The organism is Streptomyces sp. NPDC085937 (assembly GCF_044540535.1).
In the GTDB taxonomy this organism is placed as follows: Bacteria; Actinomycetota; Actinomycetes; order Streptomycetales; family Streptomycetaceae; genus Streptomyces.
Genome location: NZ_JBITSH010000012.1, coordinates 185,987 through 202,515, shown reverse-complemented (window position 1 = coordinate 202,515; position 16,529 = coordinate 185,987). Strand labels below are relative to the sequence as shown.

The window sequence follows — 16,529 nt, the reverse complement described above, 5'->3', positions numbered from 1 at the left end:
CGGGTTCGGTGGCCGGGCGCGGGCGAGCGGGTTCGCTCGCCCTCGGGTCAGGCTGCCCGGGCTGTCGGTAAGGGGTCGGCCGTGTGGAGGGGGCGGTCGACGCCCAGGTCCGTCAGGAGGGCCGAGGCCGCCCGGTCGGCGGAGCGCAGGGCGCCCTGGACCGCGCCGCTGTCGCGGTGGTCGCCGCAGACGTACAGCCCCGCCAGCAGCCGTACCGGCCGGCGCAGGTCGTGCGGCGGACGCATCGCCGGGACCGCGTCCGCCGTGTGCCGCACCGCCAGCGTCTCCCATCGCGTCGTCGGCACCCCGTACAGCCGGGCCAGGTGCATGCGCACGGCCGTGTCGGTGTCCGCCGCGGGGGGACCGAGGACCGCCGAGGTGACCAGCGTGCGGCCGGCCGGGGCGCGGGACGGGTCGACCCGGCTCACCACGGCGGTGTGCGCCACCGGCCCGCCCCGGTCCGCGTCCAGCAGCAGCGAGGTGTCCGTGCCCGGCGCCTCGTCGGTGGTGTGGTGCACCACCGTGACCGGGTGGAAGTCCGGCACCCACAGCCCCGGCAGCAGTTCCGCCGCGGCCCGCGCGCCGGTCGCGACCAGCACGGCGGCACACCGGACCACCCCGTGCTCCGCCGTGGTCACCGACGTGGTCGACACGGAGGTGACCCGCACCCCCGTGTGCACCGTGCCCGGCGGCAGCGACCGCGCCAGGAGCTGTGGCAACGCCTCCGAGCCGCCCTCCGGCACGCACAGCCGGCCGCGCGCGAAGTCCCGCAGGGCGAGGTCCGCGGACCTGCTGGAGGTACCGAGCTCCGGGTCGCACAACAGGGCGGCCAGCAGCGGACGCAGGAAGCCGTCGACGGTGCGGACGGGCAGCCCCCGGACCGCCAGGGCCTCGGCGGCGGTCGTCTCGGGGCGGGCCAGCAGCCGTTCCACCGGCGCACCGGCCAGCCGGTCCAAGGCGGCGCCCAGACGGGCCTGGTCGAGCGCCGTGCCGAGCGGGGCGCCGGCGCGGTTACGGGGCACGGACACCTGACGCCCGGGCACCGCCACCGGCCTGCGCGGCCCCGGACGGGGGGCGCTCGCCAGGGCGCGCACTGCGTGAAGTGCGCCCCTCGCGCTCCGCGCTCCCCGTGCGCGCCGGGTGCCCGGCTGAACGCCCGCCCGATGATGTCGTCCGTCGCTGTGCAGCAGGACACCCGGTGCGAAGGGCCGCAGCACCAGGTCCTCCAGCCCTGGGGTGAGGTGGAGTTCGGGGCATGCCGTGGACAGCGGCCGTCCGACGGTGTCGAGTCGGAAGCCGTCGACCTTCTCGGTCGTCATGCGGCCGCCCACCTCATGGGCGGCTTCCAGGACGACGGTCGAGACTCCTGCGCTGGTCAGTCGTCGTGCCGCGGAGAGTCCGGCCACCCCGGCTCCCACGACGACGACGTCCGCCTGGTACGTGGGCTCAAGCACGTGCCCCTCCTCGAGGTTGCGCGGGCGCTGGAGACGTCATGCCCTCAACAGGCCCCAGGGATACCCGAGTTCGGCTCGAGGTTAGGCCGGTGATCGGTCGCCGGGTCAGTCGCGCACGGACAGAGCACGGGCGCACGACGGTCGCATACGCACCCCGCACGGACACCAATCGGTCGCAGAGGGGTCAGAAGAGGTCGCTGTCCGTTACGGCCCGGTCGCGCACGGCGCCCGGCAGGGCACGCGGATCACCGCGCACGCCCCCACACCGTCACAGCGCCGCCCTGATCGCCCCCTCGACCCCCGGGAAGGCGAAGCGGAACCCCGACTCCAGCAGCCGTGCCGGCACCACCCGCGCGCTGCCCAGCACGTCCCCGGCCATCTCCCCGAGCACCGTCCGCAGCACCGGCGCCGGCACCGCGAACACGGCCGGCCGGCGCAGCACCCTCCCCATCGCCTCGGTGACCTCACGGTTGGTCACCGGCTCCGGCGCGGTCAGGTTGAACGGCCCGGACAGCCCGTCGGTGTCCAGCAGATGACGCAGCGCCGCCACCTCGTCGTGCAGCGCGATGTACGACCAGTACTGGCGCCCGTCGCCCAGCCGCCCGCCGAGCCCCGCCCGGAACAGCGGGAACAGCCGGCCCCACGCCCCGCCACCGCCCGCCACCACGAGCCCCGTGCGCGCGAACACCGTCCGCACGCCCGCCTCGCGGGCCGGCGCCGCGGCGGCCTCCCACGCCACGCACACCTCGGGCAGGAACCCCTCACCCGGGGGCGCGCTCTCGTCCACCGCCCGGTCGCCGGTCTCGCCGTAGTAGCCGATCGCGCTGCCGCACAGGAACACCCGCGGCCGGACGTCCTCGGGGAGCCCGGCGACGGCCTCGGCGAGGGCCGTCGTGCCCCGCACCCGGCTGGACCGGATCAGCTCCTTGTAGGCGTCCGTCCAGCGCCGGTCACCGACCCCCGCACCGGCCAGGTTCACCACCGCGTCGCACCCGGCGAGCCCGGCCGCGTCCACCGTCCCCCGCTCCGGGTCCCACCGGATCTCGTCCGCCGACCGGGGCGCGCGGCGCACCAGGCGCAGCACCGTGTGCCCCTCCGCCGCCAGCGACCGCGCCAGGGCACCGCCGATCAGTCCGGACGCCCCGGCCACCGCGACACGCGCATGTTCCATGGCGTCCATCCTGCCCCTGACGCACGGGAAATCACGGCTCGAACCGGCGCGTAGAGTGACGCGCATGCCGGAACCGCTCATACGCACCGCCCGCCCCGACGACGAGGGCGACCTGGCCCGTCTGGACCACGAGACGTGGTCCCCGCTGCACGCCGTCCAGCCGCAGCCCGGGCCGGACGAGCCGTTCTTCCGGACGGCCTGCGGGCCGGACGCGCACCTCGTCGCCGAGCACGAGGGCTGCCTCGTCGGCTACGTCCGCCTCGGCCACCCGACCGAGCTGAAGTGCAACACGCACGTCCTGCAGATCCGCGGCCTCGCCGTCGCGGAGGAGGCGCGCGGCAAGGGCGCCGGCCGGGCCCTGGTGCGGGCCGCCGTGGCGGAGGCCCGCCGCCGGGGGGCCCGCCGGCTGACCCTGCGGGTCCTCGGCCACAACACGGCCGCCCGCGCGCTGTACGCGTCCGAGGGCTTCGTCGTGGAGGGCGTGCAGCCGGAGGAGTTCTTCCTCGACGGCCGGTACGTCGACGACGTGTTCATGGGCCTGCGCCTCACCTGACCGCCCCCGGGCGCCCGGCCGTGACCGTCCCCGGGCGCCCGAGCCGGGAGCGCCCCGGGCCCCCGCGGCGCGGACGTCCCGCTACGACGTCACCGGCTGCCCCGTGTCCACGGGCGTGGTCGCCTCGGCCGCCCGCGCGGCCTCGTCCGCCACCTCGTCCGCCGTCAGCACGTACCCCGTCTCGGCGTCCGAGGTGGACCGCGCGAACACCACGCCGAACACCCGGCCGTCGGTGGTCAGCAGTGGCCCGCCGGAGTTGCCCGGACGGACCGTGGAGCGGATCGAGTAGATCTCCCGGGTGACCGGGCCGTCGTTGTAGATGTTCTGCCCGCGGGCCTGCACCCGCGCCGCGACCGTCGCCGCCTGCAGGTTCAGGTCGCCGTCCTGCGGATAGCCCGCCACCACGGCCGCCTCGCCCCGCTCGGCGTCGTCGTCGAAGGCCAGGACCGGCGCCCGCAGGTCCGGTACGTACAGCACGGCCACGTCCTTCCGCGGGTCGAACAGCACCACCCGCGCCTCGTACGTCCGCCCCACGCCGCCCACGCGCACGGTGGGCTCGTCGATGCCGGCCACCACGTGCGCGTTGGTCATCACGTGCTCCCGCGCGTACACGAACCCGCTGCCCTCGCGGCCCTGCGTGCCGGCCACCCCCTCGACCTTCACGGTGCTGCGCTGCGCGGCCCGGGTCGCGGCGGCGGTGACGTTGTCCCCGGACGGCGCGGCGACCTCCGCGGTCGACTCGTTCTCGAAGGGGTTGAACACCTGCGGGAAGCCCGCCTCGGTCAGCGCCGAGGTGGCCCGGGAGAACCAGGCCGGGGTGGTGTCCGGCATCGCGTCCTGCACCGCGCCCAGCAGCCGTGAGTCCCGGATCGCCGAGGTGATCAGCGGTGACGAGGACGCGCCCAGCACGCTCGCCGCCACCCACGCCACGATCAGCACCGCCACCGCGTTGGCCGCCGCCCCGCCGACCCCGTCCGCCACCCGCAGCGGCCCCCGGTCCAGCTCACGGCGCAGCCGCAGCCCGAGCCGCCCCGCCAGTTCGTGCCCCACCACGGCCGGCAGCAGCACCGTGCACACGGCCGCCACCGTCGCCCGCGTCGTCCCCGGCGTCACCAGGTCCATCACCCACGGCAGGATCCACACGCCGACGACCGCGCCGCCCACGAAACCGGCCAGCGACACACAGCCGGCCACCAGTCCGCGCCGGTAACCGGACGCCGCATAGGCCAGGACGACCAGCATCAGCAGGATGTCGAGCAGATCCACGCACGCCGCCTTTCTCTCGGGACCACCGACCCTCCATACGGGGCCCGGGGGCCCGGTGATCAGCCACGCGCCGGCCGGACGCGGGGAGGGTGCCCGCGAGACGCGCGTGCACAGGGGAAAACGTCACGCACCGGGACGATGGTTCCACCGACTGGCAGAGCAGATCTCGCGGAGCCCGCCGACCGGACCCACAGTGGCACTATGCGTGTCCCCAGGAGACGACCGCGCGGAGCGCGGAAACCCCGCTCCCCCCGGATACCCGGCGGGCCCGGCTCCCCGCGCCTGCCCCGAGCCGTCGCGGTACCGCTCGGCTGTCTGCCGGGCGTGGCCGCGGCCGTCGCCCTGGTGCTGACCGCGTACGGCGTGGAGCGGGCCGCCGAGACCTCCGACGCCGAGGCCGTCGCCCGCCCCGCGCCCGCCTTCCAGGCGCCCCGGCCGTCCATCGTGCCGCGCTCGGTCTGGCTGGGCGACGCCGCCCGCGACCAACCCGCGCCGCGCTACGACGACCAGGTCGTCGCCGTCTTCGTCCACCACACCGACTCGCCCAACGGCTACGACTGCGCCGACGCCCCCGGCATCATCCGGGGCCTGTACGACGGGCAGACCCAGGGGCGTGACTGGGACGACCTCGGCTACAACTTCGTCGTCGACCGCTGCGGCACCGTCTACGAGGGCCGCGCGGGCGGCACCGACCGCCCCGTCACCGGCGCCCACACCCAGGGCTTCAACCACCGCACCGCCGGCATCGCCGCCCTCGGCACCTTCACCGAGGGCGTGGACGTTCCCGACGTGATGCTGCGCGCGATCGCCGCCGTGACGGCATGGAAGCTCGGCCCCTCGGGGACCGACCCGCGCGCCGAGGTCCGGCTGGTCTCCAGCAACGGCGGCAGCCGCTACGCGGCCGGCACCGCCGCGACCCTGCCCGCCGTCGCGGGACACAGCGACGGCTACATGACCGACTGCCCGGGCGCCGCCCTGCACGCGCGGCTCCCGGAGATCAGGGACCTCGCGGCCCGCCTCCAGGGCCGCGACGCCGGCACCGGCACCGACCGGGACACCGGCACCGACACAGAGCGCGTCGAACTGGAAGACGACGCACGAAACGAAGAGCTGAGCCCATGAGCGACACCCTTGACCGAAGTACCCCCTGGGCGGACGCCCTGCGCCGCCCCTGGACCGCGCTTTGCGCCGCGGCGGCGGTCGTCCTCGGCCCGGCGGCCTACACGGCCTCCGCCCTCATGCAGGCCAACGCGGCCCCCCTGCGCCACACGCAGAGCCCCCACCGGCGTCTGTGACCCCGCACCGGCGCCCGCGCGCCGCGGCTCAGGCGCGGAACCTCTCCCACAGCCGCGGATAGCGCTCGGCGAGCAGCGCCTCGTTCTCGAAGTCGAGCGGCGCGCCCTCCGGCTCCGCCGGGGCCGGAGGGAGGCCGAGGTCCGGCGCCACCGTCCCGGTGAGCTGCTCGTACGCCTCGTCCGCCGCGTAGCCCAGGTCCTCGCCGTCGCCGTCGATCTCCTCGTCGAAGTCGCCGAGCAGGTCGGCCAGCTCGTCCGGATCGTGCAGCGCCCCTTCGAACACCTCCCGGCCCTGGCCGATCAGCCAGCACCGGAAGAAGTCGAAGGCGTCGTCGCTGGCCCCGTCCAGCAGCACCCACGCGGCGCCCCACAGGTCCCAGCGGTAGGCGCGGTGGTAGCGGGCCTCGAAGTGACGGGCGAAGTCCAGGACCGCCTCCGGGTCCCGCAGCACGAGCCGCTCCACGAGCAGGTCCGCCTGCTCCTCCGGGTCGCCCTCGGCATCCTCCCGGGCGACGTCCACCAGCTCCCAGAACTCCGTCTCGTCCATCACGGAACAAGCATCGACCCAAGCACCCTCAAGGGGCGCGGGGAACTGCGCAAAAGGGGGGTCCGGGGCGCAGCCCCGGGACGGGACGGGAAGGGGCGGAGGGGGCGAAAACCTGGGCGCACCCCCACACCCGCTCACCCCCGGTACAACCGCATCAGCCTCTCCGCCTCGGAGACGAAGAACTCCCGCAGAGAGGGCGGAGCCAACACCTCCACCTCCGCCCCCAGCGAAGCCACCTGCGTCCGAGCCACCTCCTCCGACTCCACCGGCAAGGTGACGGTCACCCACTCCCCGTCCCCGGGCGCGCCCACCCCCTCCAGCACCTCCCGCGCCACCCCCGCGTCCACCGCGTACGGCAGCCGCCGCATCCCCTCCGCCGACAGCCGCACCACCACCTCCGTCCGCAGGATCGACCGCGCGAACTGCGCCGCCCGCTCCTCCCAGAACGCGGGCAGCTCGAAGTCCTCCGCCCGCTCGAACCGCTCCTCACGCGGCTCCACCGCCGTGAACCGGTCGATCCGGTACACCCGGAAGGAGTCCCGCCCCGCCACCCGCGCGCACAGGTACCAGACACCCGCCTTCAGCACGAGCCCGTACGGCTCCAGCTCCCGCTCCACCTCGTGCCGCCGTTCGCCCGACCCGCGCAGGTAGCGGGCGGTGACCCGCCGGTCGTCCCACACCGCGTCCGCCACCGCGGGCAGCAGCTCGGGCGTGCGCGGCTCGCGGAACCAGTTCGGCGCGTCCAGGTGGAAGCGCTGCGCCGCCGTACGGGAGGCGTCCCGCAGCGACGGCAGCAGCGCGGCCGACACCTTCAGCCGGGCCGCCGAGGCCGCGTCCTCCAGGCCCATCTCGCGCAGCGCCCCCGGCACCCCGGACAGGAACAGCGCCTCCGCCTCGCCGCGCGCCAGCCCCGTCAGCCGCGTCCGGTACCCGCCGACCAGCCGGTAGCCGCCGATCCGCCCCCGGTCCGCGTACACCGGGACGCCCGCCTCCGACAGGGCCTGCGCGTCCCGGGTGACCGTCCGCTCCGACACCTCCAGCTCCCGGGCCAGTTCGGCGGCGGTCATGGAGGGCCGGGACTGCAGCAGCAGCACCATCTTGATCAACCGGGCAGCACGCATGCGCCCATCATGCAAGACGCCCCCGCCACCACGCGCGGACGCGTGACGGCGGGGGCCTCCCGCGAACTGCGGCCCTACAGGCCGTACTTCTCCCGAGCCTCCTTCACCGCGGTGGCCTTCACCTCGCCGCGGCGGGCGAGCTGGGCCAGGGCCGCGACGACGATGGACTCGGCGTCGACGCCGAAGTGGCGGCGGGCCGCCTCACGGGTGTCCGACAGACCGAAGCCGTCGGCGCCCAGCGAGGAGTAGTCCTGCTCGACCCACTGCGCGATCTGGTCCGGGACCTGGCGCATGTAGTCGGAGACCGCCAGCACCGGGCCCTCGGCACCCTGGAGCGCGCGCCGGACGAACGGCACCCGGTCCTCGCCGCGCAGCAGGGCCTCGTCGGCCTCCATCGCGTCGCGGCGCAGCTCGGTCCACGAGGTGGCCGACCAGACGTCGGCGGCCACGCCCCACTCCTCGGCGAGCAGCTGCTGCGCCTTCAGCGCCCAGTGGATCGCCGTGCCGGAGCCCAGCAGCTGGATGCGCGGGGCGTTGGCGGCGGGGGACAGGCCCGCGGACTCCGCCGTGTTGAAGCGGTACAGGCCCTTGACGATGCCCTCGTCGATGCCGGCCGTCTGCGGCTTGGCGGGCTGCGGCAGCGGCTCGTTGTAGACCGTCAGGTAGTAGAAGACGTTCTGGTCCTCGTCCGGCTTCGCCTCGCCGAACATCCGGCGCAGACCCTCCTTGACGATGACACCGAGCTCGTACGCGAAGGCCGGGTCGTACGTCAGGGCGGCCGGGTTGGTCGCCGCGATGACCGGGGAGTGGCCGTCGGCGTGCTGCAGGCCCTCGCCCGTCAGCGTCGTACGGCCCGCCGTGGCGCCGACCAGGAAGCCGCGGCCGAGCTGGTCGCCGAGCTGCCACATCTGGTCGCCGGTGCGCTGCCAGCCGAACATCGAGTAGTAGATGTAGAACGGGATCATCGTCTCGCCGTGCGTCGAGTACGACGTGGAGGCGGCGACGAACTCGGCCATGGCGCCGGCCTCGGTGATCCCCTCGTTGAAGATCTGGCCGTTCTTGGCTTCCTTGTAGTACATCAGCTGGTCGCGGTCGACCGGCTCGTACGTCTGCCCCATCGGCGAGTAGATGCCGAGGGACGGGAAGAGGCTCTCCATGCCGAAGGTGCGCGCCTCGTCGGGGACGATCGGCACCCAGCGCTTGCCGGTCTCCTTGTCGCGGACCAGGTCCTTGACCAGGCGGACGAACGCCATCGTGGTGGCCACGTTCTGCGAGCCGGAGCCCTTGTCGAAGGCGGCGAACGCCTTGTCGGCGGGCTGCGGCAGCGGCGCCACCGGGTGCACGCGGCGGGCCGGCGCGGGACCGCCGAGGGCGGCGCGGCGCTCCTGGAGGTAGCGGACCTCGGGGGAGTCGGCGCCCGGGTGCACGTAGGGCACCACACCGTCGGTGAACCGCGAGTCCGGGATCGGCAGCTCGAGCCGGTCGCGCATCGCCTTGAACTCGTCCACCGTCAGCTTCTTCATCTGGTGGTTGGCGTTCTTCGAGGCGAAGCCCTCACCGAGGGTGTGGCCCTTGACGGTCTGCGCCAGGATCACGGTCGGCGCGCCCTTGTGGGACAGCGCGGCCCGGTACGCGGCGTAGACCTTGCGGGACTCGTGGCCGCCGCGGGAGACGTGGAAGCACTCGAGGATCTTGTCGTCGCTCAGCAGCTTCGCCATCTCGACAAGCGCCGGGTCCTTGCCGAAGAAGTCCTCGCGGATGTAGGCGGCGTCGCGTGTCTGGTACGTCTGCACCTGCGCGTCCGGCACCTCGCGCAGGCGGCGGACCAGCGCACCGGTGGTGTCCAGCTGGAACAGCTCGTCCCAGGCGGTGCCCCACAGGGTCTTGACGACGTTCCAGCCGGCGCCGCGGAACTGGGCCTCCAGCTCCTGCACGATCTTGAAGTTTGCGCGGACCGGACCGTCGAGGCGCTGCAGGTTGCAGTTGATGACGAAGGTCAGGTTGTCCAGCTTCTCGCGGGAGGCGAGGGTGAGCGCGGTCGTCGACTCGGGCTCGTCCATCTCGCCGTCACCGAGGAACGCCCACACGTGCGAGTCGGAGACGTCCTTGATGCCGCGGCTGGTCAGGTAGCGGTTGAAGCGCGCCTGGTAGATCGCGGAGATCGGGCCGAGGCCCATCGACACGGTGGGGAACTCCCACAGCCAGGGCAGGCGCCGCGGGTGCGGGTAGGACGGCAGGCCGTTGCCGCCGGCCTCACGCCGGAAGTTGTCGAGCTGCTCCTCGCCGATCCGGCCGTCGAGGAAGGCGCGGGCGTAGATGCCGGGGGAGGCGTGACCCTGGATGTAGAGCTGGTCGCCGGAGCCGTCCCCCTCCTTGCCGCGGAAGAAGTGGTTGAAGCCGGTCTCGTACAGCCAGGCCGCGGAGGCGAAGGTGGCGATGTGGCCGCCCACGCCGTACTTGCTGCCGCGGGTCACCATGGCCGCCGCGTTCCAGCGGTTCCACGCGGTGATCCGCGCCTCCATCGCCTCGTCGCCGTCCACGGCGGGCTCGGCGGCGGTGGGGATGGTGTTGACGTAGTCCGTCTCGAGGAGCTTCGGCAGCGCGACGCCGGCGCCCTCGGCACGCTCCAGCGTGCGGCGCATCAGGTACGCGGCACGGTGCGGCCCGGCCGCCTCGGTGACGGCGTCCAGGGAGGCCTGCCACTCGGCGGTCTCCTCGGGGTCGCGGTCCGGGAGCTGGTCGAGCTCGCTCGGCTGGATGGCGTGGGGGTCGGTCGTCATGTCGCCGCCTTCCTCAGTCGAAGGGGGTGCCCTCAGAAGGGTTCGGGGGTGCCCTTGGTCTTTGGCAGGACAGGGCTGCGGACTTCGGTGGAAGTCCGCAGGTGACAATAACTCCGTGATCGATGATCGATCAAAGGGTTGAGGGGTAAAACCTCTTGATCACGAGAAAGTCGGCACGGGGTGCCTCCGGCGGTGGCACGGGGTGACGGGATGATCTGGGCGTTTGCCCAGGTGAGGCGGGGTGTGCGCCGGTGAGCACCCGTGGGTCGGTGGGGCGTGATCGCGCAGTTCCCCGCGCCCCTTCAGGGGCGCGGGGAACTGCGCAAAACGGTCACTCAGGCGCGCGGGGCGCACCCGAGCACATGTGACTTCACCAGTTCCGCGATGCGGGGGTCGCGGCGGCGGAAGGCCGCGACCAGTTCCTCGTGCTCCTCCGCGTACGACTGCTGCACGGTGCCGAGCCACCGTATCGACAGCGCCGTGAACACCTCGATCCCCAGCCCCTCCCACGTGTGCAGCAGCACCGAGTTGCCGGCCGCCCGCACCAGCTCCCGGTGGAACCCCACCGTGTGCCGCACCTGCGCGGTCCCGTCGGCCATCCGGTCCGCCTCGTACAGCGCGGCGACGTGCGGCTCCAGCGCCGAGCAGTCCTCCGCCAGCCGCGCCGCCGCCAGCTCCGCCGCGATCGCCTCCAGACCGGCCCGCACCGGGTAGCTCTCCTCCAGGTCGGCCGCCGTCAGGTTCCGCACGCGTACGCCCTTGTTGGGCGCCGACTCGATCAGCCGCAGCGACTCCAGCTCCCGCAGCGCCTCCCGCACGGGCGTCTGGCTGACCTCCAGCTCCGTCGCGATCCGCCGCTCCACGATCCGCTCACCCGGCTGCCAGCGCCCGCTGATGATCCCTTCCAGGATGTGCTCGCGGATCTGTTCGCGCAGCGAGTGGACGACGGGCGCGGTCATGAGGGGCTCCTTAGCGGGGCCGGCGGGCCCCCGGGGGGCTTTGACGAGTAGACAATACGGCCGGGAGCCCGCCCGGGTGAGGCGCGTGGGGGCGCTTTCGCCCAGGTGAGACGAGACTTACACGCCCCGTATGACGAAGCCCCCGCCCGGAACACCACGAAGGGTTCCGGACGGGGGCACCGTGGGAGCGGGTCAGCGACCCGGGCTCACCGGTCGGTTCACAGGCCGAGCTCGACCTCGAACTCGCCGGCCTCCAGGATCGCCTTGACCGCCGTCAGGTAACGGGCCGCGTCGGCGCCGTCCACCAGGCGGTGGTCGTAGGAGAGGGTCAGGTAGGTCATGTCGCGGACGCCGATGACCGTGCCCTCCTCGGTCTCGATGACGGCCGGACGCTTGACCGTGGCACCGATGCCGAGGATCGCGACCTGGCCCGGCGGCACGATGATCGTGTCGAAGAGCGCGCCGCGCGAACCGGTGTTGGAGATGGTGAAGGTCGCGCCGGACAGCTCGTCCGGGGTGATCTTGTTGCCGCGGACCTTGCCCGCCAGCTCCGCCGTGGCCTTGGCGATACCGGCGATGTTGAGGTCGCCGGCGTTCTTGATGACCGGGGTCATCAGGCCCTTCTCGGAGTCCACCGCGATACCGATGTTCTCGGTGTCGAAGTAGGTGATGGTCCCCTCGGCCTCGTTGATCTTGGCGTTGATCGGCGCGTGGGCCTTCAGCGCCTGGGCCGCGGCCTTGACGAAGAACGGCATCGGGGAGAGCTTGACGCCCTCGCGCGCCGCGAACGCGTCCTTGGCCCGGGCGCGCAGCTTCATCAGACGGGTGACGTCGACCTCGACGACCGACGACAGCTGGGCCTGCTCGTGCAGCGCCTTGACCATGTTGTCGCCGATGACCTTGCGGATCCGCGGCATCTTCACGGTCTGGCCGCGCAGCGGGGAGGCCTCCAGCGTGGGGGCCTTCTTCGCGGCGGGCGCGGCGGCAGCGGCGGCCGGGGCCGGAGCCGCGGCCTTCGCGGCCTCGGCGGCGGCGAGCACGTCCTGCTTGCGGATACGGCCACCGACGCCGGTGCCCTTGACGGTGGACAGGTCGACGCCGTTCTCGGCGGCGAGCTTGCGCACCAGCGGGGTCACGTAGGCGCCGTCGTCCGAGGCCTGGGCGGCGGCCGGGGCCGGAGCGGCGGGCGCCTGCGGGGCCGGGGCGGGCGCCGGAGCAGGAGCGGGCGCCGGGGCGGCCGGGGCCGGAGCGGGCGCCGGAGCGGCCTGCTGCGGCGCCGGAGCCGGAGCGGCCGGAGCCGGGGCGGGCGCCGGAGCCGGGGTGGGCTCGGGCTGCGCCGGGGCGGCCGGGGCCTCCTGGGCGGGGGCGGCGGCCGGAGCGGCGCCGGCCTCGCCGATGACGGCGAGCTTCGCGCCGACCTCGGCGGTCTCGTCCTCGCCGACCACGATCTCCAGCAGGGTGCCGGACGCGGGGGCGGGGATCTCGGTGTCGACCTTGTCGGTCGACACCTCGAGCAGCGGCTCGTCGGCCTCGACGCTGTCACCGACCGACTTCAGCCAGCGGGTGACGGTGCCCTCGGTGACGGACTCGCCGAGCGCCGGCAGGACCACGTCGGTGCCCTCCGCGGAACCGCCGCCGGCCGAGGCCTCGGCGGTGGGGGCGGGGGCCGGGGCGGCCTGCTCGGTGGACGGCTGGGCCTGCGGCTGCGGCTCGGGGGCCGGCGGGGCCGCCTGCTCGGCCGCGGGCGCCGGGGCGGCGGCGGGGGCGCCGCTGCCGTCGTCGATCAGGGCCAGCTCGGCGCCGACCTCGACCGTCTCGTCCTCGGCGACCTTGATGGAGGACAGCACGCCGGAGGCAGGGGCCGGAATCTCGGTGTCGACCTTGTCGGTCGACACCTCGAGCAGCGGCTCGTCGGCCTCGACGCGCTCGCCCTCGGCCTTCAGCCAGCGGGTGACAGTGCCCTCGGTGACGCTCTCGCCGAGCGCCGGAAGGGTTACGGAAACCGCCATGGTTTCGGTTGCTCCTTAGAAGTGCGGAAGTCTGTGTCGTCGCGCCCGGTGACTGAGGGCGTCAGTCGTGGGAGTGGAGGGGCTTGCCGGCCAGGGCCAGGTGGGCCTCGCCGAGCGCCTCGTTCTGCGTCGGGTGGGCGTGCACGAGCTGGGCCACCTCGGCCGGCAGCGCCTCCCAGTTGTAGATCAGCTGGGCCTCGCCGACCTGCTCGCCCATACGGTCGCCGACCATGTGGACGCCGACCACCGCACCGTCCTTGACCTGGACGAGCTTGATCTCGCCCGCGGTCTTCAGGATCTTGCTCCTGCCGTTGCCCGCGAGGTTGTACTTCAGGGCGACGACCTTGTCCGCACCGTAGATCTCCTTGGCCTTGGCCTCGGTGATGCCGACGGAGGCGACCTCGGGGTGGCAGTACGTCACCCGCGGGACACCGTCGTAGTCGATCGGGACGGTCTTCAGACCGGCCAGACGCTCCGCCACCAGGATGCCCTCGGCGAAGCCGACGTGCGCGAGCTGGAGCGTCGGGACGAGGTCACCGACGGCAGAGATCGTCGGGACGTTGGTGCGCATGTACTCGTCGACCAGGACGTAGCCGCGGTCCATGGCGACCCCGGCCTCCTCGTAGCCCAGGCCCTGCGAGACCGGGCCGCGGCCGACGGCGACGAGCAGGACCTCGGCCTCGAACGTCTTGCCGTCCGCCAGGGTGACCCTGACGCCGTCCTGGGTGTACTCGGCCTTCTCGAAGAAGGTGCCCAGGTTGAACTTGATGCCGCGCTTGCGGAAGGCACGCTCGAGCAGCTTCGAGCTGTTCTCGTCCTCGACCGGGACGAGGTGCTTCATGCCCTCGATGACGGTGACGTCGGTGCCGAAGGACTTCCACGCGGACGCGAACTCGACCCCGATGACGCCGCCGCCCAGGACGATCGCGGACTGCGGCACGCGGTCCAGGACCAGGGCGTGGTCGGAGGAGATGATCCGGTTGCCGTCGATGTCCAGGCCCGGCAGCGACTTCGGCACGGAGCCGGTCGCCAGCAGGACGTGGCGGCCCTGGACGCGCTGGCCGTTCACGTCGACGGAGGTGGGGGAGGACAGCCGGCCCTCACCCTCGATGTAGGTGATCTTGCGGGAGGCGATCAGCCCCTGAAGACCCTTGTACAGGCCGGCGATCACGTCGTCCTTGTACTTGTGGACGGCCGCGATGTCGATGCCCTCGAAGGTGGCCTTCACACCGAACTGCTCGCTCTCGCGGGCCTGGTCGGCGATCTCGCCCGCGTGCAGCAGGGCCTTGGTGGGGATGCAGCCGTTGTGCAGGCAGGTACCGCCGACCTTGCCCTTCTCGATCAGGGCGACGTCCAGGCCCAGCTGCGCCCCGCGCAGGGCCGCGGCGTACCCACCGCTGCCACCGCCGAGGATCACTAGGTCGAAAACGGTGCTGGCGTCGTTCGCCACGTCACGTCCTCCATGCATGTGCGCCACGCCGGTCTCCAGTGACCGGTCGGCGGCTGGTGTCCGGCCGCTCTTTGTTCTCGGCCCTTCAGTGGGGCCCTGTCCTGCCGAGCCCTATCCTCGCACTTGTCGGGGCCGTACGAGACGCCGGGCCGTGGTGTGAGACGTCCCACGTCCCGGTGACGGGGCCTCGCCCTACCCGCGTGCGAGGCCCCGTCACCCGAGGATGCGTCAGCTCAGCTCGCCGTCGGCCGCGCGCTCCGCCAGCCGCACCAGCGTGCGCACGGCGGAGCCGGTACCGCCCTTGGGGGTGTAGCCGAAGGGGCCGCCCTCGTTGAAGGCCGGGCCCGCGATGTCGAGGTGGGCCCAGGTGATGCCCTCGCCGACGAACTCGCGCAGGAACAGGCCGGCGACCAGGCCGCCGCCCATCCGCTCACCCATGTTGGCGATGTCGGCGGTCGCCGACTCCATGCCCTTGCGCAGGTGGTCCGGAAGCGGCATCGGCCAGGCCGGCTCGCCCGCCTCCTCGGCGGCCTCGTGCACGACGGCGCGGAAGTCGTCGTCGTTGGCCATGATGCCGAAGGTGCGGCTGCCGAGCGCCAGCATCATGGCGCCGGTCAGGGTCGCCACGTCCACGATGGCGTCCGGCTTCTCCTGCGAGGCGGCCCACAGGGCGTCCGCCAGGACCAGCCGGCCCTCGGCGTCGGTGTTGAGCACCTCCACCGTCTTGCCGCTGAACATGCGCAGCACGTCACCCGGACGGGTCGCGGAACCGGAGGGCATGTTCTCGGCCAGCGCCAGCCAGCCGGTGACGTTGACCTCGAGGCCCAGGCGGGCGGCGGCGACGACCGCGGCGAACACCGCGGCGGCGCCGCTCATGTCGCACTTCATCGTCTCGTTGTGGCCGGCCGGCTTCAGCGAGATGCCGCCCGAGTCGTAGGTGATGCCCTTGCCGACCAGGGCGAGGTGCTTCTTCGCCTTGGACGAGGTGTACGACAGCTTCACCAGCCGCGGACCCGACGCCGAGCCGGCGCCGACGCCGAGGATGCCGCCGTAGCCGCCCTTGACGAGGGCCTTCTCGTCGAGCACCTGCACCTTGATGCCGTGCTCCTTGGCGGCCGCCTGGGCGATCGCCGCGAAGGCCTCGGGGTTGAGGTCGTTCGGCGGGGTGTTGATCAGGTCACGGGCGCGGTTGAGCTCCTCCGACACGGCGACGGCGCGCTCGACGGCCGCCTTGTACGCCTTGTCGCGGGGCTTGCCGCCGAGCAGCGCGGCCTCGGCGAGCGGGGCCTTGCCGTTCTTGCCGTTCTTCGCGTCGCCCTGGTCCTTGTAGGCGTCGAAGGAGTACGCGCCGAGCAGCACGCCCTCGGCGACCGCGCCGGCGTCGGCGGCGTCCGTCAGGGGCAGGGCGAACGCGGCCTTCTTCGTGCCGGTGAGGGCGCGGGCGGCGGCACCGGCCGCCTTGCGCAGCGCCTCGGCGGCGTAACCGGAGTCCTTGCCGGGCTGGGCGCCGAGGCCGACCGCCACCACGAGCGGCGCCTTGAAGCCGGCCGGCGCGGGGAGCTTGGTCACCTCGCCCTCGGCACCGGACGCGCCGAGGGTCTCCAGGACACCGGCCAGGTTGCCGTCGTACGCCTGGTCCACGGCCTCGGCGCCCGGGGCGACGACGGGTCCCCCGGGCTTGGACGCGGAGCCCTTGGCGACACCGATCACGATCGCGTCGGCGCGCAGGCCGGCGACCGCGGCGGTGCTGAGAGTCAGAGCAGTCACGGTGGTGAGTTCTCGCTTCCGATGTGAAGTTGCAGTGGCCGAAAGGTGTGGGTCGACCGGGCCCGGCAGCCGACCCTATGCGTGACGTCCGGGTGCGATCCCGTCGGGGCCTCCCCGGTACGGCGAACACTCGCCCCGAGCCTACGCGCGTACGCGC

The 16,529-nt window shown here is 73.4% G+C and carries 13 protein-coding genes; 3 read left to right on the top strand and 10 right to left on the bottom strand.

Features of this window, described 5'->3' with window-relative positions:
• Positions 1–47: 47 nt before the first annotated feature.
• Positions 48–1,454, bottom strand: coding sequence for an NAD(P)/FAD-dependent oxidoreductase (locus ACIF8S_RS24865; RefSeq protein ID WP_400001820.1), 1,407 nt, complete (start codon positions 1,452–1,454; stop codon positions 48–50).
• 268 nt (positions 1,455–1,722) lie between these two features.
• Positions 1,723–2,625: a TIGR01777 family oxidoreductase gene (locus tag ACIF8S_RS24860; RefSeq protein WP_400001818.1), complete on the bottom strand. Its 903-nt coding sequence runs from the start codon at positions 2,623–2,625 to the stop codon at positions 1,723–1,725.
• Positions 2,626–2,689: 64 nt separating this feature from the next.
• Here ACIF8S_RS24860 and ACIF8S_RS24855 point away from each other — a divergent pair, with 64 nt between their 5' ends.
• Entirely contained in the window at positions 2,690–3,178 is a 489-nt protein-coding gene (locus ACIF8S_RS24855; protein WP_400001815.1) for a GNAT family N-acetyltransferase, read from the top strand.
• Positions 3,179–3,259: 81 nt separating this feature from the next.
• Here ACIF8S_RS24855 and ACIF8S_RS24850 read toward each other — a convergent pair whose 3' ends face one another.
• A complete protein-coding gene (locus ACIF8S_RS24850; RefSeq protein WP_400001813.1) occupies positions 3,260–4,444 on the bottom strand; it encodes a MarP family serine protease in 1,185 nt (394 codons plus the stop codon).
• Positions 4,445–4,759: 315 nt separating this feature from the next.
• Here ACIF8S_RS24850 and ACIF8S_RS24845 point away from each other — a divergent pair, with 315 nt between their 5' ends.
• Both ACIF8S_RS24845 and ACIF8S_RS24840 read left to right on the top strand, forming a co-directional pair.
• On the top strand, positions 4,760–5,566 hold the full coding sequence (locus tag ACIF8S_RS24845; RefSeq protein ID WP_400001883.1) for a peptidoglycan recognition protein: 807 nt from the start codon (positions 4,760–4,762) through the stop codon (positions 5,564–5,566).
• The gene (locus ACIF8S_RS24840) at positions 5,563–5,739 is read left to right on the top strand and encodes a hypothetical protein (protein ID WP_199785195.1); all 177 of its coding nucleotides are present in this window, start codon (positions 5,563–5,565) and stop codon (positions 5,737–5,739) included. Before ACIF8S_RS24845 ends, ACIF8S_RS24840 begins: the two co-directional genes overlap by 4 nt.
• A 28-nt stretch (positions 5,740–5,767) precedes the next feature.
• On the opposite strand, the gene ACIF8S_RS24835 is transcribed toward ACIF8S_RS24840, so the two are convergent.
• From ACIF8S_RS24835 to ACIF8S_RS24805, 7 genes are all read right to left on the bottom strand, one after another.
• Positions 5,768–6,286, bottom strand: coding sequence for a DUF4240 domain-containing protein (locus tag ACIF8S_RS24835; RefSeq protein ID WP_349793858.1), 519 nt, complete (start codon positions 6,284–6,286; stop codon positions 5,768–5,770).
• A gap of 134 nt (positions 6,287–6,420) precedes the next feature.
• Positions 6,421–7,407 (bottom strand): helix-turn-helix transcriptional regulator, encoded by a 987-nt coding sequence (locus ACIF8S_RS24830; RefSeq protein ID WP_400001811.1) that lies wholly within the window; start codon positions 7,405–7,407, stop codon positions 6,421–6,423.
• Positions 7,408–7,481: 74 nt separating this feature from the next.
• Positions 7,482–10,187, bottom strand: coding sequence for a pyruvate dehydrogenase (acetyl-transferring), homodimeric type (gene aceE, locus ACIF8S_RS24825; protein WP_400001809.1), 2,706 nt, complete (start codon positions 10,185–10,187; stop codon positions 7,482–7,484).
• A gap of 335 nt (positions 10,188–10,522) precedes the next feature.
• Positions 10,523–11,146, bottom strand: coding sequence for a GntR family transcriptional regulator (locus ACIF8S_RS24820; protein ID WP_024882649.1), 624 nt, complete (start codon positions 11,144–11,146; stop codon positions 10,523–10,525).
• Positions 11,147–11,364: 218 nt separating this feature from the next.
• Positions 11,365–13,155, bottom strand: a complete 1,791-nt coding sequence (gene sucB / locus ACIF8S_RS24815) for a 2-oxoglutarate dehydrogenase, E2 component, dihydrolipoamide succinyltransferase (RefSeq protein ID WP_400001807.1) — start codon at positions 13,153–13,155, stop codon at positions 11,365–11,367.
• 61 nt (positions 13,156–13,216) lie between these two features.
• Positions 13,217–14,605, bottom strand: coding sequence for a dihydrolipoyl dehydrogenase (lpdA, locus tag ACIF8S_RS24810; protein ID WP_400001805.1), 1,389 nt, complete (start codon positions 14,603–14,605; stop codon positions 13,217–13,219).
• Positions 14,606–14,833: 228 nt separating this feature from the next.
• Positions 14,834–16,372 (bottom strand): leucyl aminopeptidase, encoded by a 1,539-nt coding sequence (locus ACIF8S_RS24805; protein WP_400001804.1) that lies wholly within the window; start codon positions 16,370–16,372, stop codon positions 14,834–14,836.
• Between the last annotated feature and the right edge of the window lie 157 nt (positions 16,373–16,529).